Source organism: Nostoc sp. (assembly GCF_036919575.1).
Classification (GTDB): Bacteria; Cyanobacteriota; Cyanobacteriia; order Cyanobacteriales; family Nostocaceae; genus Nostoc.
In genome coordinates this window covers 103,661-121,736 of sequence record NZ_JBALBY010000130.1, presented here as the reverse complement: position 1 = coordinate 121,736, position 18,076 = coordinate 103,661, and the positions used below count along the sequence as shown (strand labels likewise).

General features: G+C 40.6%; 15 protein-coding genes and 1 pseudogene. 12 read left to right on the top strand and 4 right to left on the bottom strand.

Features of this window, described 5'->3' with window-relative positions:
* The first annotated feature begins 58 nt into the window (after positions 1-58).
* From pstA to V7K27_RS35340, 10 genes and pseudogenes are all read left to right on the top strand, one after another.
* Positions 59-940: a phosphate ABC transporter permease PstA gene (gene pstA / locus V7K27_RS35385; protein WP_334953514.1), complete on the top strand. Its 882-nt coding sequence runs from the start codon at positions 59-61 to the stop codon at positions 938-940.
* A 128-nt stretch (positions 941-1,068) separates the two neighbouring features.
* Positions 1,069-1,848, top strand: a complete 780-nt coding sequence (gene pstB, locus V7K27_RS35380; protein ID WP_334953513.1) for a phosphate ABC transporter ATP-binding protein PstB — start codon at positions 1,069-1,071, stop codon at positions 1,846-1,848.
* Positions 1,849-2,097: 249 nt separating this feature from the next.
* Positions 2,098-2,877, top strand: a complete 780-nt coding sequence (locus tag V7K27_RS35375) for a phosphate ABC transporter ATP-binding protein (protein ID WP_334953512.1) — start codon at positions 2,098-2,100, stop codon at positions 2,875-2,877.
* 556 nt (positions 2,878-3,433) lie between these two features.
* On the top strand, positions 3,434-4,729 hold the full coding sequence (locus V7K27_RS35370; protein ID WP_442947676.1) for an IS1/IS1595 family N-terminal zinc-binding domain-containing protein: 1,296 nt from the start codon (positions 3,434-3,436) through the stop codon (positions 4,727-4,729).
* Positions 4,730-4,971: 242 nt separating this feature from the next.
* Positions 4,972-5,676, top strand: a complete 705-nt coding sequence (locus tag V7K27_RS35365) for an SDR family oxidoreductase (RefSeq protein ID WP_334953509.1) — start codon at positions 4,972-4,974, stop codon at positions 5,674-5,676.
* Positions 5,677-5,782: 106 nt separating this feature from the next.
* Entirely contained in the window at positions 5,783-6,847 is a 1,065-nt protein-coding gene (hppD, locus tag V7K27_RS35360; RefSeq protein ID WP_334953508.1) for a 4-hydroxyphenylpyruvate dioxygenase, read from the top strand.
* Between the two features lie 125 nt (positions 6,848-6,972).
* Entirely contained in the window at positions 6,973-7,305 is a 333-nt protein-coding gene (locus V7K27_RS35355) for a GNAT family N-acetyltransferase (protein ID WP_334953506.1), read from the top strand.
* 58 nt (positions 7,306-7,363) lie between these two features.
* Positions 7,364-7,528: pseudogene (gene miaE / locus V7K27_RS35350) on the top strand (tRNA isopentenyl-2-thiomethyl-A-37 hydroxylase MiaE); the annotation flags it as partial.
* Between the two features lie 18 nt (positions 7,529-7,546).
* Positions 7,547-7,951 carry a VOC family protein gene (locus V7K27_RS35345; RefSeq protein WP_334953504.1) on the top strand — a complete coding sequence of 135 codons (405 nt, stop codon included), beginning with the start codon at positions 7,547-7,549 and terminating at the stop codon, positions 7,949-7,951.
* Positions 7,952-8,167: 216 nt separating this feature from the next.
* Positions 8,168-8,497, top strand: a complete 330-nt coding sequence (locus V7K27_RS35340) for a hypothetical protein (protein ID WP_334953503.1) — start codon at positions 8,168-8,170, stop codon at positions 8,495-8,497.
* A gap of 31 nt (positions 8,498-8,528) precedes the next feature.
* Here V7K27_RS35340 and V7K27_RS35335 read toward each other — a convergent pair whose 3' ends face one another.
* Together V7K27_RS35335 and V7K27_RS35330 are read right to left on the bottom strand one after the other, a co-directional pair.
* A complete protein-coding gene (locus V7K27_RS35335) occupies positions 8,529-9,236 on the bottom strand; it encodes a diacylglycerol/polyprenol kinase family protein (RefSeq protein ID WP_334953501.1) in 708 nt (235 codons plus the stop codon).
* Positions 9,237-9,442: 206 nt separating this feature from the next.
* Positions 9,443-11,218 (bottom strand): DUF3685 domain-containing protein, encoded by a 1,776-nt coding sequence (locus tag V7K27_RS35330; protein WP_334953500.1) that lies wholly within the window; start codon positions 11,216-11,218, stop codon positions 9,443-9,445.
* 305 nt (positions 11,219-11,523) lie between these two features.
* Between V7K27_RS35330 and V7K27_RS35325 the strand changes: the two genes are divergently transcribed.
* Positions 11,524-14,559 (top strand): pentapeptide repeat-containing protein, encoded by a 3,036-nt coding sequence (locus V7K27_RS35325; protein WP_334953499.1) that lies wholly within the window; start codon positions 11,524-11,526, stop codon positions 14,557-14,559.
* A gap of 244 nt (positions 14,560-14,803) precedes the next feature.
* Here V7K27_RS35325 and V7K27_RS35320 read toward each other — a convergent pair whose 3' ends face one another.
* Positions 14,804-15,250, bottom strand: a complete 447-nt coding sequence (locus V7K27_RS35320; RefSeq protein ID WP_334953498.1) for a Fur family transcriptional regulator — start codon at positions 15,248-15,250, stop codon at positions 14,804-14,806.
* 447 nt (positions 15,251-15,697) lie between these two features.
* Here V7K27_RS35320 and V7K27_RS35315 point away from each other — a divergent pair, with 447 nt between their 5' ends.
* Positions 15,698-16,168 (top strand): CRR6 family NdhI maturation factor, encoded by a 471-nt coding sequence (locus V7K27_RS35315; RefSeq protein ID WP_334953552.1) that lies wholly within the window; start codon positions 15,698-15,700, stop codon positions 16,166-16,168.
* 214 nt (positions 16,169-16,382) lie between these two features.
* On the opposite strand, the gene V7K27_RS35310 is transcribed toward V7K27_RS35315, so the two are convergent.
* The gene (locus V7K27_RS35310; RefSeq protein WP_334953497.1) at positions 16,383-17,798 is read right to left on the bottom strand and encodes an isochorismate synthase; all 1,416 of its coding nucleotides are present in this window, start codon (positions 17,796-17,798) and stop codon (positions 16,383-16,385) included.
* Positions 17,799-18,076 lie beyond the last annotated feature (278 nt).

The following is an 18,076-nucleotide window of genomic DNA, read 5'->3' as shown; positions in this document are numbered from 1 at the left end:
ATATTACTCAGATAAAATTTTTTACATCAGTGTAGCAAGACGTTGATAAATCAAAAATATGAGTGGTTACATCCAGTCTGAAACTGATGAATCTCTGGCGACAGAATTATGCAGTCCTCTGCCAAAAGAGCGAGTAATATTTACCTATGCAATGAATGCGATCGCCTTTGCTTTGACAGGTCTAGCACTCATTCCTTTATTATCAATTTTGTGGGAAATTCTCGTCCGGGGAATATCTGGATTGAAATCAGATATGTTTGTCAAAGCAGTGATTGACAATGGCTTTGGTAATGCCATCCTGGGAACCATAATCATGGTGGTAATTGCTGCTATTTTAAGCATTCCCACAGGGATAATGACAGGAATTTTCTTGGCGGAATTTGGTCAAAGCAATCCAATTGCTGATATTGTTCGTTTTATCACCAATATTCTTACAGGTGTGCCTTCAATTGTTGTAGGCGTATTCGCTTACGGTGTGATAGTTTTGGTAACTAAAGGATTTAGTGCGATCGCAGGTGGTTTTGCTTTAGCTGTGATTATGCTACCTGTGATTATACTGACAACAGAAGAATCCTTAAAACTTATTCCTATATCTCAACGCCTCGCCTCTGCTGCTTTAGGCGGAACTCGCTTCCAAACTACTTTTCGCATCGTTGTGACTGCTGCAATTCCTGGAATTACTACAGGCATTTTATTAGCTGTAGCTCGTGCTGCTGGTGAAACAGCACCTTTAATTTTTACTGCTTTATTTAGTCTAGATTGGTCAGAAGGATTGTTAAGTCCAACAGCTTCCTTGCCAGTATTGATTTTTAACCTCTACAACGACCCCGACCCGCAAAAAAGCCAATTAGTATGGACTACTGCTATAGTTCTACTCGGCTTAATTTTATGTGTCAGTATTGTCTCTCGTTTAGTTATTAGACAGAGAAGAATCAATTGAAGAAGAATTCAGAAGTCAGAATTCAGAAATCAGAATTTAGGAGCGGAGCCGGAGACGCTCTAAGCGTTCGCGTAGCGTCTCGTAGAGTCTCGTAGAGATAATTTTTTATTTCGCATCTTGGGCAAGTTATGAATAAGCTAATTCCAGCTATCAAAGTTAAAAATATCAGCTTTTACTATGGCACAACAAAAGCGATTGAAAAGGTGTCAATGGATATTTATCAGAATCAAGTAACCGCAATTATTGGCCCTAGTGGTTGTGGGAAATCTACCTTCATCAAAATTCTGAATCGCATTAGCGAATTAGAAGGCCCAGTGAAAGTTGAAGGAGATGTAGAATTTTTTGGTCAGAATATTTATGCTCCTCGTGTCAACATCAATCGGTTACGCCGCCAAATTGGTATGGTGTTTCAAAAACCGAATCCTTTTCCGATAAGTATTTACGAAAATGTTGCCTACGGTATGAGGATAGCAGGCAGGTATTCAAAAGTAGAATTAGATGAAATCGTCGAATCTGCACTTCACAGCGCTGCTCTTTGGGATGAAGTGAAAGATAAGCTAGATAAATCAGGTTTAGGGCTTTCTGGTGGTCAACAACAAAGATTATGTATTGCCCGTGCTTTAGCAGTCAAGCCGAAAGTTCTGCTGATGGATGAGCCTTGCTCGGCTCTTGACCCCATCGCTACTATGAAAGTTGAGGAACTGCTCCATAGTTTGCAGTCTCAGTTGACAATTGCGATCGTTACTCACAATATGCAGCAAGCCGCTCGCGTCTCTGATTTTACCGCTTTCTTCAGCACCGATGAAAGTCGGATTGGTCAAATGGTTGAATTTGGCGCTACAGAGCAAATCTTTAACAACCCACTAGACCCTCGCACCCGCGACTACATTTCAGGGCGTTTCGGTTAAGGTATATCCTGGCGTGGCTTAATAATTTTTGTCGAACCATCTGACGCCAGAGGATATTCTAGGACTTACGCACTGTACAAAGGAATAATCTTGTGTAATAAATACTTGCTAACAGTTTATCTGCTGTATGACTACCGTATAGCTACGTAATTTCTATGAATATCTCCTTTTGGGAGTAACATAGTGAAACAGCAGCGCTGATTTGTAGTATTTTACTTAATCAAGTTTTATTTCACACGTTTTGGGAATATGAGTAAACTAATTCCAGCCATCAGAGTCAAAAACTTCAGCTTCTATTACGACACTAAAAAGATAGTTGAAGGCGTGTCAATGGATATTTACCAAAACCAAGTCACGGCAATTATTGGTTCTAGTGGTTGTGGCAAGTCTACTTTTCTCAAATCGTTAAATCGCATGGGTGAATTAGAAGGAGAAGTCAGGGTTGAAGGAAAAGTAGAATTTTTTGGGCAGAGTATTTATGAGCGTCGTATTAACATCAATCGCTTACGTCGCCAAGTTAGTATGGTTTTTCCCAAGCCAAATCTTTTTCCCATGAGCGTTTACGATAATGTTGCCTATGGGGTGAAATTAGTTGGATGGCATCCAAAAGTAGAATTAGATGGAATCGTTGAATCTGCCATCAAAGCTGCCGAACTTTGGGATGAAGTGAAAAATAAGCTGCACAAATCTGCTTTAGAGCTTTCTGGTGGTCAACAACAAAGATTATGCATTGCCCGTGCTTTAGCAGTCAAACCGAATGTTCTGTTGATGGATGAACCTTGTTCAGGTCTTGATCCTGTTGGTAGTATGAAAATTGAGCATCTAATCCATAACTTGCGCTCTGAGTTGACAATTGTGATGGTTACTCACAATATGCAGCAAGTTACTCGCCTATCTGATTTTACGGCTTTCTTTTGTAGTAATGAAAATCGCATTACTCAAATGGTTGAATTTGGTAGTACAAATAAAATCTTTACTAACCCCCTGGATTCTCGCACCCGCGACTACGTTTTCGCCCGCGTCAGTTGAAGTGTTTTGATTCTAGCTATTTAGAGAGCTACAATATGCTGCGAGAGGGAATCAGGAGTTGAATTTAATTCTCACTCGCATACGGTTGTTCCTTTCGTTGAGTAATAAAAACCGACTTTAACGGTATTTTTTTATACCGAATACTGTCGGGTCAAATGACCCGACAGCATTTTTCCACCCATAATTAACTTTACATTACGTAACATGGTTTGATTTATTCTTGCCTACTTAATTTAGCTATTCAGAGAATTACAACATAGTGCAAGCGGAAATTAGGGGTTGAATTTCATAGAAAGCGGCGGGAAACTCCATCCCCAGGTGTCTGTAGAGGGATAGCCGCCCCGCCGATGAGCGTCATTAGTCATTAGTCATTGGTACTAATGACTAATTACTAATGACTAATGACTAAAAACTCCATCCCCTTGTGGGTGGAGTTTTTTATTTCCCCTTGCTTTGAGTTTTTCTTCTGTTGGGCAATACGAACTGACATTGACAGTATTTTTTTAGACTATATATTGAAAGAGAAGTATCTGCTCTAGACCACCTGAATCACAAAATGAAATGTCCCCGGTGCGAATCTACTTCATATCGTAAAAATGGTCGTCGGAATGACAAGCAGAATTACCTCTGCAAAAATTGTGGTAAACAATTCCTTGAGTCTGTATTCCCTCATTCCTTGGAAAGTGAATTGCTTGTTAACAGCAACGGACATACTAAAGTATCTATGGCTGAAGCGACAGAAGTTCCTTTAGTCAAAAACCCGGCAGAAGAAAAAGCCACAGAGAAAAGTCTTGGATCTTGTAGTTTGACATTAGCTGAAGAACTGCTGCAAACTATATTATCGCCTGATTGGTTAGAATCTGCTGCGTTCAGTCAATTGCTCCTGAAAATTCAGCAAAAAAATGAAATTAAACATCAATTAGAAACAGGAATCTCTCTTCTACTTTTGGATGCAGAAAACTTAAAATTAGATGTGAATTCAGAATTATTTTTAGCTAGTATATGTGAGTATTCTCTCCAAGTCAAAATTGCATTTGCTAACTGGAGAAATCCCAGCATTGGAAAGCAAGATATTGAACTATATAACCGTGGTTATCAACTTGTCCATGTGCCTGAAGGTAAAAATAGCGCTGATGCAAAAATGATCGCAATTGGTGCTTGTATTTTACGCTCTTATCCAACAGTTAAAGAAATCTTGGTTTGTTCTAGCGATGGAATTTTAATTCATCTCTGTAACGAACTCCAAAACCAGGGATTGATTGTCTATTGGGTACGTAGACAAGGGCAAGCTTTGCATATAGAAAACCGGAATACTAGCAAATTAACTTATTATTCCTTAGCAATGGCAACAGAAGTTCCATCCTTTGAAAAAGTGGTTGAGCAAATTCAAGATTTAATTAAAAATGAACAGGAATCAATCAATGCTCGATTACACAGTTTAGCGACTATTGCTAGTTTATTTCAAGAAAGATCCAACATTAATATTAATATTAAACATAATCCCAAACAACCAGAAATTGAGGAAATAATCCCTGTTATAAATAACTCATCTATACAATGTATTCAAGAGGAAGAAAAAAAAGAGGATTCTGCGGAAATTCCTAATGGAAAAACATTAGATGAATTACTATCAAAAATTATTCAAGATATACAAAAAAAATCTCCCGAAACGAAATTATCTGTGTCCAAGCTAGGTTCAGAGTTACAAAAAATAACCGGAGAATCCCCTAGTTCAATTGTCAAAAAATTAAAGTTAGGTTCTAGTTTTACCAAATATCTAGAATCATCTGCCACATTTACATTAAAGTCGAGTGGCAAGGAATATGAAGTAGCTATATCTGACCAGAAATAAAAAGGTACAAGCCCCTCTCTTTAAAAGTTTTGCTGCCTGTTACCCGGACGCGCAAACTTTTCGTTAAATTTATTTATGGGCTTGGTAAATTTTTGAATGAGTGACTTTTGACTTTTGACTTCCCCGAAGGGGCTGACGAGCAGCCGCTACTTTCCAAGTAAATACTTTCTGGATGTCTACGTACAACCTGAGCCTGTAATTCAGTATTATGTAAAAAGATATAAATAAATGTAAATAATCCAATGCAGGATAAAGTTGTTGTCGTTGTCGGTGCTACTGGTGGTATTGGTTCAGCTTTAATACACAAACTTGCGCCTAACGGAGTCCGCTTGGTATTGGCTGCGAGAGATGCGGTTCGTTTAACAACACTGGCGGCTGATTTACCAGGGCAAGTTTTGAGCGTTCCCACCGATATTACTGACCCCCAACAGGTAGATACTTTGATAGAAAAGGCGATCGCTGAGTTTGGTCAAATCGATATTTTGGTGAATGCAGCTGGTGCTGGTATACTCAAGCCTTACAACAGCCTGGAACCCGCAGATTTAGACAAGATGCTAGATGTCAACTTAAAAGGCAGCTTTTACACCACTCAGGCGGCGGCCCAAGAGATGCAAAAGCGCAAATCTGGTCACATCTGTAATGTGGTAGGAATTCTGGGCAAGCATTCGATGGCGATGGCGGCGGCTTATTCTGCTTCTAAGTTTGGTGTTGTCGGTTTCAGCAAGTGCATGGCAGAGGAACTCAAGCGTTTTGGTATCAAGTTCACGCTATTCTACTTTGGTGGGGTAGATTCTCCTTTTTGGGATAATGTCAACTTAAAAGTAGACCGGAAAAAAATGCTCAGTCCTGAAACTGCTGCCAATGCGATTTTCTTTGCCCTTTCTGCCGAACCGCAAGCTGTACCAATGGAAATTAATATTCAACCTGATAGTCATCTGTTCTTTTAAAGTGAGAGTACGCCTAGATAAGTCTTGCTTAGGAAGGACGTGAAAATCTAGCAAAAAAGGCAAAATTTATAAATATATAAACTTTTATGCTGGTTTTTCAGTATCTATGAAAATTGATCACGTTCATTTCTATGTAGAAGACGCCAAAGTATGGCGGGATTGGTTTGTACACCACCTTGGTTTTCAAGTAGTAGCCGATCGCATCAGTTCATTTCATACTTGTACAGAAGTGGTGCAAAGTGGTACTGTCTGCTTTTTTCTGTCTTCACCACTGTTGCCTACAAGTCCAGTAGCTGAGTTTCTGCGTCAATATCCCCCAGGTGTGGCAGATGTCGCTTTTGCTGTCGAAGATGTCGAAGGCGCGATCGCACTAGCTGAAAAACACGGTGCGACAATCCTACAACCCATACAGGAACGCCAGATCGGTACAGCATTCCTCAAGTGTGGCAAAATTGCCGCCTGGGGTGGACTGACTCATACATTGATAGAAAAGTCATTTGTAACTAACACAAATGACAACGGACAAATGACAAATGACAATACTTTGACCGCCATAGATCACGTAGTGCTGAATGTGGCAGTTGGTGAATTAGAAGGTGCTGTCGCTTGGTACGAAAAGATTCTAGATTTTCAACCCCAGCAAGCATTTAAAATTAAAACCGATCGCTCTGCTTTACACAGCCAGGTGATGGTTTCGCGCAACGGTAATGTCCAATTGCCAATTAATCAACCGGCTTCCAGCAATTCCCAAATTCAGGAGTTTCTCGATGTCAACCGGGGGCCAGGAATTCAACATATTGCCTTGGGGACGACTAATCTTGTGAGTGCGATCGCTAAATTTCGTGCCAGTGGTTTATCCTTACTCTCAGTTCCCGAAACCTATTACTCGCAACTAAAACAGCGTCCAGGACTTACACTATCACCTCTAGAACTGGAAGCGATCGCTCAACAGGAAATTCTGGTGGACTGGCAAGAATATACTCCCGAAGAGGCACAACAAACCGCGCCCCTACTACTGCAAATTTTCACCCAGCCCATTTTTGAACAGCCGACATTTTTCTTTGAGTTTATTGAGCGTCGTTTCCAAGCTAAAGGTTTTGGCGAAGGTAACTTTCGCGCCTTATTTGAAGCTATTGAAAGCGAACAAATCAAACGCGGTACCCTGCAATGATGCCTGAGTACAAAATATCAATTGAAATTCGGCCAGACTCAAAATAAATTGATTTTGTAGACAAGCAACTTCACGATTTCAATGTAGGCAAGATTGGAGATTACCAATATACGCCACTGTTTCTATTGCTTCGTGATTCAGAAAAAAATGTAGTGGGTGGCTTGGAGGGTTTTATCGGCTTGGGATGGTTCCATATCGGTACTCTCTGGATTGCAGAGGAGTTAAGAGGTTATGGATATGGAAAAGCACTTCTTTTGGCGGCAGAGAAAGAGGCTGTTAATCGTGGCTGCTTAAACGCATATGTTTTTACTTACAGCTTCCAAGCTCCTGAATTTTATCAGCACTTGGGGTATGAAGTTTTTGGAGAGTTAGAGGATTTTCCTCCAGGTCATCGTCGATACTTTCTTAAAAAGAGTTTACAAAAAAAGCTTCTATTTCACTTTCCAGGGAATGCTTAATTTCGTTCATAGCATCCGCAAGGTAGGCATCACCGTGCCAAAACGGGTAAATTGTATGTATCGTGGGTTAATAGTATCCGAAGCGCGTCACTACGGTATATATTGGGTATTAGCTGCTACTTATTTCGACAAAGAAATTCTCATGCAACGGCTTGATGAATTAGCAATTGTTGAAAGCGAGTTGCTGGCGACTTTGCACCCAGAACCTAGAATTCACAGTTAGTAGACTAACCCAACAGATATGAAGCTTCAGCTAACACACCTGAGACTACTTGTCTCCAACTACAAAGATTCTTTTCTGTTCTACCGGGATCTGCTGAAATTTGATGTCGATTGGGGCGATGAAGATAGCGGATATGCTGAGTTTAATACCGGACATCTTAAGCTGGGTTTGTTCAAAAAAGAATTAATGGCCCAAGTAGTCCCAAGAATCGAACAGCCTTCATATGTTGTCAATCGAGATAAAATTGTCTTGATTTTCGGAGTCGATAACGTGGATGAGGTCTATGAGCAACTAAAAAATCAGAATGCGATCGTTGTGACTCAACCACAAGATCGGCCAGACTGGGGAATTCGCACAGCCCATTTTCGCGATCCTGATGGCAATCTCATCGAAATCTACAACAATCTAGGAATTATCACTTAAAAGTTCACTGCCACTGAGAAGGCCACACTCAGTCTTAGGAGTCTGGCTATGTCAGAAAGTAAAAGCCACACTCAGCTATTCTCAATAAACTAGAATTGGAAATATTCCATCTTTAGGAACCATTATTCGGGAGAAATCTTCTTCTAATCCATTTGGTCGGTTGTGGATGCCAGAATAATTCTCTACCCCAAAGTATTGAGGGGATACTATAATTCCATGAGTAAGTTTCAAATCGATATCGACTTCAGCAATATAGATTTAGTTTCTCTTGAGACAGAAGACGATTTTCAAAGAGAGGCAAAAATATTACTACCAAAGGTACTGGTAAAACTAGGTGAAAATGTGGGTGAAAAGACTTGGGAAGAATTACAGCAAAAGCTGCAAGGCACTGGAGGTAAACTCAAATCTTCTCCAAGCGAGAAACGTAAGTTTGTTCAAGAAACAGGAAGAACTTATCAACGAAATGCCAGTAACAGAGAAAGACAAGAACTGGAAAACTATATAGTAGAGCAATTACGCCAGCACAAGCAGCAAAGATCCACTTAAGCCTGATCTACGTGTATTGTAATTTATATTTTTACAACCCCTGCATCATTACCCACACTACCCCAGCCGCTACTAGAGGCACACTGAGGTTATCTGTGCCGTGGGGTGAGACTGCCTCTGCTAGGGTTGCGAAAGTAGCAGTTACCACCGCCGTCAACAAAGCCCATCCTAAACCTAAAGGCGTTGCGAGGGGACTCAGCGACGAACCAGGTAGCAGCAACAGCACTAAGAAAATCACTACTGTACTTGCTATAAACATTGCTGCTGAACCCTCCCAGGAACGCACAGAATTTCCCACTTGGTATTTATGCTGTCCGAAGCGCCTGCCGATTAATGCTGCCAATGCATCACCCCAAGTCATCGCCATTATCCCAGCAACAGCGATCGCGGCGCCATCTATTGGCCCCTCTGGTCGCCACAGTAGCCCGAACAATAGCGTCACTGAGATAGCGAAATAAACCGTACCAGGTGAGCTATCCTGGGTATCCATTGCGCCAATGATTCGGTAGCGATAAAACAGGTAGTTGAGTCCGATAAAGGTAGCAAAAGGGATAATTCCGATTTCCCAGTGGTCAAACAGCAGCAGGACGCCGAAAGCCCACATCCCTGCACCAATATGGATCACTTTACGGGTCAAATCTGGCTTCACACCAAACAGCCTACGCAGTCCCTCGCCTACGACGAGTAGACCAGTTGCATATACATAAGAAATTACTAACCCGATAAAATCATTTGTCATTTGTCATTTGTCATTTGTCATTTGTCATTTGTCATTTGTCATTTGTCATTCGTCATTTGTCATTCGTCATTCGTCATTCGTCATTCGTCATTGGTTATTCCCCTCATGTCCCACCCTGCGGGAAGCTAAAGCTACATCTACTCCAGTCTTTTTCTTTAATTTTGAATTTTGAATTTTGAATTTTGAATTGATTTCTCCCTCATCCCTCACTTAGATCGATCGCTATTTCGTCTCAGGTTTTTTTCTACTAACGATACGCTGCCAATACCTTGAAGAATACCACGACCGATTAAACCTAAACCGCGACCAACTATTTGGGTAAGAATAAAGACTATACCGCTACCTACAAAAGCTAATAGTGATTTTAAACGCGGTGCGATCGCATCACTAAATTCTAGGAGCAATGTCACTACTAAAGGAATATTAGAAAGTTTTTCTAACTCCTGATTTCGAGGAGCATAAACTGAAGTATTGGCAATGCCACGAGGCGCAATTACAAATAGTTCGTATCGACTTTCAAAAACTGCTTTTGGCTCATTTATATAATTTTTTAATCGATATTTCCACGACAAATCATTTCTAAACCGTTCAATTTCTCTTGTGGAAATCAATTGGCGTCCATAGAAATTTTGCTTAATCTCTTCTACATCTGCTAAAGAATTTAGCAGTGGTTGCACTACCCCATTCGCTACTTGAATCAACAAGTTCTCTAAAATCATTAATGCTTGGGACTTAGCTTCAGCGCTCACTACTGGATAAGAGGTATTATCAATATTCAATTCTGTTTGAAATATTAGATAAGAATACAATTCACAAAATAGCGGAATTTTATTGAGAATATCTCTTTGCACAACTTCTGTATTTCGCAACAATAAATTAACAATTTCTATATTTTGCTCCCCGAATTTTATCCGAGAAAATTTCCCAAAAAAATCTGTAATTGCTGCTTGCCATAAATCGCTTATTAAGGTACTTCTTACTTCATATAATTGATTTATCTCTATTTGAGAAGCACGCAGTTCATCCAACTGTTCAGCCAATTTTTGCAGGATAAGATAAAGTAATTCCCGTTTTTTATCTTCACGAAAGATGTCAATTTCTAAAGGTACATCTGTTACATTTTGTAAAGAAAATTGAAGCTTGGTAACGCAAGATGCAAACAAGTCAGATTCTAGTGTTCCTGGACTTAGTAAAGGTGGCACGGTTTGCCTTTGTTGAATGGCGCTACTCAACGAAGGAGTCAGAGGCGACTGTTTAGTAGGAATATCTTGCTCTTGCCTTTCTGGTGATGAAACCAACAACCGATTTAGCAACCAACGAGCCGCTAGCAGTTCTCGCCTCTGTCCAGCTAGAATTGCTCGATCTAATACTGGTAGTCCGGGAACTTGTAATTGTGCTGTTACTGCGGCTAAGGTAACGTCAATATGAGCAATTCCTGACAAACGTAAATTATTTCGCAGTCTGGAGAAAGGGAGTGGGGAGTGGGGAGTGGGGAGTAGGGGTTTAGCATTGCTAAACCCGTACAGGGAGTGGGGAGTTATTATTGTTTCTGTGTCTTGAAACCAATAAGTACCACCATCTGCAACTTCTTGCATGGCGGCGACTAACTCAGGAAGTGGTGTACCTTTGGGACAGTAGCCATTAATACCAACAGATTTTGCGGCCAATAGCAGTCCTTGTTCTTGCACAGAACTGAGGAGCAAAATTGGCAGGTTGGGATATAAGGCTCTGAGTTGCCGACAGAATTGTAAACCTAGCTGTTGACTGGTGGTGGAGCGACCATTACCGAATTCCAAAACCACTAAATTTACCTGGTTAGGGTCTTTTTGGGCAATTTCTGCTAAAATTTGCAAGGCAGCAGTCTCAGTTTCTACCACTGCGATCGCTTCCAGGTGAGGAATTGCTTCCAGACCTACCCGTAATCCCAGACGAAAAATCGGGTCTTGGTCGATTAACAATAATTTTATCGGGCGATCGCTCATAGTCTACTCAATTACCGAAGCACTGTTTTTTAGCAATCAGAAAACAGCTTTGATCCAAAACTTTGTCTTCCCCATTGTTACCTGTTTTCGCAAACTGATAAAACAGGAGTCAGAATTCAGAATTCAGAATTCAGAATTGGTGAATACTCTACCCATAAAGGGATAGAGTTTTAAGGCGAGAATATTTTAATTTTTTTCGCTCACAATTCGGCTTGGTTTTAAACCAATATTCATTACCCAGTCGTACAGAATTCTTCTTATAAATCGATCATAATTGCCTTATGCAGCCTTCACTGTGTAATTAAATGAACCTGAGTATTCGGCACTGGTTGGCAGAACGCCATATCGCAATCAATCAAATCGGCGGATTTTCAGTAGGACAATTGGCAGGTATTGCCTACCGGATTGTTCAGGATATGGAAGTCAAAAGCCTGATGCCTTTTGATATCTGTACTTTAGTAGAGGTCTTAGAACTGCCTTTAGGTATTGTTTGGGAAGAAATCAGTGTCATTTCGCAGTTGACAGAAAACCTGTTGCGTAGCCTCAGCCAAAAAAAACCATTAAAACGTAACGAAGGCACATGGCTAGCGTTTCAAATTGCCTATCTCCAAGCTTTGCAAGCAATTTTAGAGCAGGAAGAAAGGCTACAAAGACCGTGGCTAGACCGGGCAAGTATACCTATTCAACCACATATACTTAAAGAAGACGCGGGTAAACTCACCCTGCAAGATCCGCAACTGCAAGGATTGCTGAAAACTCTCAGCCCAGGTAAATTGACTGACACTCAAGCGGAACAAGCACTATCTTTGGTTGCAGATTCATTACTGGTGCAACAAATAAATAATGCTGCTATAGCTTGGTTAGTTGCCAATGGTGCAGAGGAATCTGAAGCTCAACTCTTAACACAACGTTTGGTAAACTCACTTCCTGGGAACTTACTGCTAGTTGTCACCGAGAATGCTGCACCTTTAGCCCAACTGCAAAAATTTTTCCGTTTGGGGATTTCATTCTCTCACAGTGCGATCGCCCCAGAAGTTGGTTCTACAGTCGCTGAGAAAATTGATTTGCACCGAGAACATTACCGTGCAAGTTTGATTCAAAACCTGAGTATGCCTTTGCTGATGGAATCCTTTGCTCTTAAGGATATCTATATGCCACAAAAAGGCTTACCAGTAGAGGAAAGTATTTCTGATTTGGATAAAAAAACTCTTAAACCAGTTGATTTAAAGACATGGGCGCAGCAGCAGCTAGCTGATTTAGAAACGATCGCTGTCATTGAGTCGGAACCTGGTTATGGAAAAACTAGTTTTTGCCAACTTTGGGCGGCACAGGTAGCACAAGAATTGTACCCTACTTGGATGCCTATACTAATTAGGTTACGAGATGTAAAATATGGCAAAACTTTCATCGAAACCCTAAATTCTGCCTTTCCTGTTAATCTTTCAACTTGGTTAGAGCCAGAAAATCTCCCTTGTCTGTTGCTGCTGGATGGTCTGGATGAACTGCCCCCTTCTGCTGTGGGTATAAAAGGACAAGCAATTTTCATTCAGCAATTACTAAACTTTCAATCTCAGCATCGTCACAAAATTGTGTTGACGAGTCGCTCAAGGACTTTACAGGAAATCGCCCCAGAATTATCGCTATTATTGAGGCGAATTATAATTCAGCCATTGGATGTGGACGAACTCAAACAATGGTTTCAACAGTGGACAAAAGTGCAATCGTTACCCATTGCCCAAAATTTCTTTACATTCTTAAAACAGACAGGTTTATTTGTCAGCCAATCAAAGTTAAGAGAATTATCTGTGCTTGTCCGTCAACCCCTAATGTTGCATTTGTTGGGCATTTTGCACCGCGACGGACTGCTAGACGATCAACTATTGCAGTTAGCTGCTTATAACCAAAAGTCTTTTCTGTTATGGGAAATTCATCATCGCCTGAGTAGATGGTTGTTGGGCTATCCACTAATTGGCGGTATTAAGACAATGCTACTGCGCTCAGGATCGGCTCATATCCACCGAACTCCAGAAGCGATCGCTAATTTACTCGCAGGTCGTCATCCCCAAGATTTAGTTGAGCAGATGCAAGCGATCGCTCTAAAAATTTTACACTCGCAACGTCATCAAATTAATGTAGCTGGTGAATTTAATACTCTACCAGGGTTTTATTTTAAAATTCGGGATTTAGAAAGTTCACGCAAAGCCGCAACAGAAAGTAGTTTAGTTGAGTTTTCGCATATTAAGTTAGGAGAATTTCTTTGTGCGGAAGCTATTGCTGCCCAACTGAAATTTCTGACTCAGCGCCAAGATGAGGCTTATGGTACGCTCACTTTTGGGCTTGATTCTCCCAATAGCGTAGCCCAGTATATTTATAATTTACTAGGTTACGGGATACTTAGCCAAGAAATTGAAGAACTAGCGATCGCTGGATTGCGCGGACAGCAAAAGCAAAAATTTTCCTTTGAAGTTTTGTTTCAACGTCTTTTGTCTTTCTGGCGTGCTTACTGTCAAGGTCGTTGGTTAGATGAAGGCATAGCCCACAAAGCTTTGACTCATTTTCACGCACTGCAAAACCCGGTGAATGTTGAGCAGGTGAATGCTGCGGTGGGATTGAATGTGTTTCTATTGCTTTGTGCTTGCTACCGAGAAACAAAAGTTCCTTTTTGGCCTTGTGGTAATCCAGTCAATTTGGCAGAATTCTATCCAGAGGCGCTGAGTGTGCTAATTTCTCGGACAACGGTTTTGCACAAAAGTGCCTTTGCAACCCGAATCAAGTCTCTGGCTGGACTGAACTTATCGGCAGCCTCTTTGTTGCAAGTGGTGTTAACTGGGATAAATCTTGAGCAGACAAACTTATCCAATGCGGAGTTAATTGGGGCGAATTTAGCTGGAGCCAATTTGCAACAGGCGAACCTCGCAGGCGCGAACCTGCAACAGGCGAACCTCGCAGGTGCAAACCTCCAAGAGGCGAACCTTACAGGCGCAAACCTGCAACAGGCAAACCTTATGGGGACAAATCTTAATTCAGCGAATCTTAGCAACGCCTGTTTATTTGATGCCATTCTCACTGAGACTGACAAAAAATTGGCCGCTGATAATGGTGCTTTGTTCTCCAAAGAGTCGTTTCAAAGACAGAAACATTTGCGTAGTTTACCGCCGCAGGCATCGCAGCAGCCCTTCTTGAAGACCGTAAAAATCACAGCAAACACAGATGCTAATTGGAAAAAGACCCCTGCGATCGGACTAATTGAAAGCTCCGAAGGCACGATTTTACCAGTAGATTTATATGATGATGATGATGATGATGAGACAGTTTTTGGCAATAACTCCATTGGGGAGTAGGGAGTGGGGGATGAGGGAGATGAGGGGGATGAGGGAGCAGGGGGAGAAATAACCAATGACAAATGACAAATGACAAATGACCAATGACAAATGACAAATGACAAATGACCAATGACAAATGACAAATGATCAATGACAAATGACCAATGACAAATGACCAATGACAAATGACAAATGACCAATGACAAATGACAAATGACAAATGACAAATGACAAATGACAAATGACAAATGACAAATGACTGTTAGCCTTCCTGCGGGTTACGGTAGCCAAAAAAGTTTATACTGTACTCAGTAATCCGCACTCCTGTTTGTTCTTCTATTTTGCGGATAAAATCTTCTGGCAGTTCCACATGAACATCGAGAATTTGATTTGTATCTATACAGTTGACATGACTGTGAGAGTCACTGATATTGCCGTATAAACGCCCATCACAACGTTCAATACACTCAATGATGTTTTGACTCGATAATGCTTCTAAATTTTGATAAACAGAAGTGTGACCGATCTCTTTACCTTGTAGGTTTAAGCGATCGTAAATCTCTCTGGCAGAAAGATGTTCATTTGCTTGCCAAAGTAATTCCAGAATAAAGCGACGCTGACGACTGACGCGCATACCCAGGATTTGACACCGATCAAGCGCATCTTCTAGAGAACGAATTGGTCTTGTAGAAATTGTTTGTTTTTGCATATTACAGCTTGTTAACTGTTGAGGGAATTTTCCCATCTAAATGTTTATTGGTTAATTAATATATGCAATGATGTTGCACACCGCTCTTTTACCTGTACTTGTGTTTTGGCTTTTGATGCTGTGGAAGTCACAGGTGGCGATAATGATTTTTTTTGCTTGTTGGCGGCTATTTTTTCAGACCTTAATCTAAAACAAACTCATTACAACTTTAACTTAAAATGGCTGTAAATGTCCACTTTGGGTCAAGCGTTGTCTTTCCCAAGTACGCCAAGGGATAAAGAGTACATATTAAATGCAAGTTTAGAGACAATTGGTATCAGTAAATACTAATTGATTCGTCAAGAAGACTTTGTGCTACTGAAAGTCGATCTAGCGTCAATCCCTGAAAGCTGCTACTGTAGATCCTCGATCCTACACTTGAGCATCAAGAAAGTGGCTGCTGAATCAATGACAATTGCGATCGCACTCAATAACGACTTCATTAACAATCTGGATCTGTCGCCTGCGTCAACGGTGATTGAACAACTGCTGCAAGATGGGGTGGCGTCCCATGAACAGCAGCTACGCTTTGATATCAATTACGATCTCGAACCGGGTGATCCACGAGAACTATCAGAAATTCCAGAAGTGCGGCTGTGGTTTGTGCGCTTAGATGCCAAATACCCTTGGTTGCCATTTTTACTAGATTGGAAAGCTGGGGAATTCGCTCGTTATGCCGCCATGCTTGTACCACACCAGTTCAGTTCCCAAGAAGGCATTCAGTACAATCCTGAAGCCTTAGAAATATTTTTGATGCACAAAATCTTTATTTTAGGTGATTGGCTAAAACAGCAGGATATCCCCAGCCTATCACGGCTGAAGTCTATGGCCCAAATGCTGGGTTATGAATTAGATGATGCTTTTTTTGGGATATTTTAAATAATTCGTAATTCGTAATAGAGCCTCCGGCACGCACTCGCGTTCGTAATTCGTAATTAAGTAATGCGTAGGGGATTTAGACCCAGCCTAACATACTTGCTGCCTGTCAAGAGGGGGGAATTAAACCCCTAAACTTTGTTAAATCCCCACTGATTGCATTCTGAATCCTGAATTCAGAATTCTGTATTCTGAATTCTGAATTCTGTATTCTCTTCTAAACTAATGCCTTCAGTAAAGCCTGAAGTTTAAGTTGCACCTCTGCAAACTCCTTGTGAGGATCAGATCCCGCGACGATCCCAGCACCAGCATATAGTCTCGCGCGATCGCCATCAATTAATGCTGAACGAATTCCCACAATAAACTCGCAGTTTCCCTGAGAATCTATCCAACCCAGAGGCGCAGCATATAAACCCCTTTCAAAGCTTTCATAACGACGGATTTCCGCACAAGCAACATCTCGTGCGGCACCGGCGACGGCTGGTGTAGGATGCAATTGTCCGACAATCTTTAATGGATGTATGTTAGTAGGAACTGTAGCAGTTATTGGTGTCCATAAATGCTGGATATTAGATAATTGTCGCAGGCGGGGCGCTAATATTTGGGGTAATAAACCTAACTGGGATAAACGTTGAGTTATGAAATCAAGTACCAGCGAATGCTCATGCTTTTCTTTTTCACTATTGAGTAAGCGATTGGCATTAGCTGCATCTTCAGCAGGGGTTTTACCTCGTGGTGCAGAACCAGCCAAAGCATCAGTGATTAATTGTTGATTATTAATACTAATTAATCTTTCTGGACTCGCGCCAATAAAATTTTGTCCTTTACCATTACTTGTAGAAAAAATATAACAATTAGGATGTATTTGCCTAAGATTATTTAAGGATTTAACTAAGTCAAAGTGGTTGCTTGACTTAACATCTAATATATCTGCTAACACAATCTTACTTAAATGACTAGACCGAATTTTTTCCAAAACAGATACTACTGAACGTTTAAATTGAGCAGCATTCGTGACAGACTTTTTGTAAAACTTTGCTGGAAGATAATCAATATTAGCAGAGTAATATTCTAAAGATTGGATAAATTCAATTTTATTTTGCAGATTCTCCAACAATCTTTGAATATTTACATTTGCATTGATAATTATATTTGTTACTAATATACAGCGCTGATTTTTTACAGCTACTTGCCAACGTGGAAGAAAGATGGTAGCAGATGGAAATGGATAATCTAGTTGGGTATTTTTATCAAAAAAGCTGAAATAACAAAAAAAGTGAGGCCCAGAAAAAGGTTGATTAGCGTTACTAAAATTAATTATATTTTTTAGACGAGATTTGATAAAATATTCTGCTTGAGTGAAACGGTCTGCGCCATCAATCTGTAATTTTGCTACAGCATCAATTGCCGCGATCGCTTCCCCTTTACCTTTGTCCTCAAAGTAAAAATTTATTTCATTTGCTTGTGTAAGTTTATCAAATACAAGTAAAGGGTCAACTAAATCGATCTCCTGAGAGATACTGACAATTTGCCTGCAATTATTTTTGACGCACTTTTCTTGCACTGCTACCAAAAATTGATATAAATCTTTGTGGTCTACAAAGAGGTTGCTACGACATGGTGAAACTGTCATGGATCTATAGTAAATTTTTTTAAGTTAACTTCCTAAAGTGTAATTAATCGTGGTCGTATTTCTACAGGTAACATATTAAGTTGTCATTTCACCAGCGTAGGATTTGCCTTGTTCGTGGTGTTCCTAAACCCTGACAAGCCAGTTCCAGCCTTGGGCTGCAACGTGAGGGTGGAGTGTTAACAACATAAGGTTAACGAGCCAGAGTAAAAGTGAGAGTTGTTTTTAGCTGATGAATATCTAGCGTCTCTTTACATCATAAAATCTTAAGTGTGAGTAAT

Coding starts and splice junctions, on each gene's coding strand:
- pstA (WP_334953514.1), top strand. CDS start 59: ATGAGTGGTTACATCCAGTCTGAAACTGATGAATCTCTGGCGACAGAA.
- V7K27_RS35325 (WP_334953499.1), top strand. CDS start 11,524: ATGAACCTGAGTATTCGGCACTGGTTGGCAGAACGCCATATCGCAATC.
- V7K27_RS35315 (WP_334953552.1), top strand. CDS start 15,698: ATGACAATTGCGATCGCACTCAATAACGACTTCATTAACAATCTGGAT.
- V7K27_RS35365 (WP_334953509.1), top strand. CDS start 4,972: ATGCAGGATAAAGTTGTTGTCGTTGTCGGTGCTACTGGTGGTATTGGT.
- V7K27_RS35345 (WP_334953504.1), top strand. CDS start 7,547: ATGAAGCTTCAGCTAACACACCTGAGACTACTTGTCTCCAACTACAAA.
- V7K27_RS35320 (WP_334953498.1), bottom strand. CDS start 15,250: ATGCAAAAACAAACAATTTCTACAAGACCAATTCGTTCTCTAGAAGAT.
- V7K27_RS35375 (WP_334953512.1), top strand. CDS start 2,098: ATGAGTAAACTAATTCCAGCCATCAGAGTCAAAAACTTCAGCTTCTAT.
- V7K27_RS35330 (WP_334953500.1), bottom strand. CDS start 11,218: ATGAGCGATCGCCCGATAAAATTATTGTTAATCGACCAAGACCCGATT.
- hppD (WP_334953508.1), top strand. CDS start 5,783: ATGAAAATTGATCACGTTCATTTCTATGTAGAAGACGCCAAAGTATGG.
- V7K27_RS35335 (WP_334953501.1), bottom strand. CDS start 9,236: ATGACAAATGATTTTATCGGGTTAGTAATTTCTTATGTATATGCAACT.
- V7K27_RS35310 (WP_334953497.1), bottom strand. CDS start 17,798: ATGACAGTTTCACCATGTCGTAGCAACCTCTTTGTAGACCACAAAGAT.
- V7K27_RS35340 (WP_334953503.1), top strand. CDS start 8,168: ATGAGTAAGTTTCAAATCGATATCGACTTCAGCAATATAGATTTAGTT.
- V7K27_RS35370 (WP_442947676.1), top strand. CDS start 3,434: ATGAAATGTCCCCGGTGCGAATCTACTTCATATCGTAAAAATGGTCGT.
- pstB (WP_334953513.1), top strand. CDS start 1,069: ATGAATAAGCTAATTCCAGCTATCAAAGTTAAAAATATCAGCTTTTAC.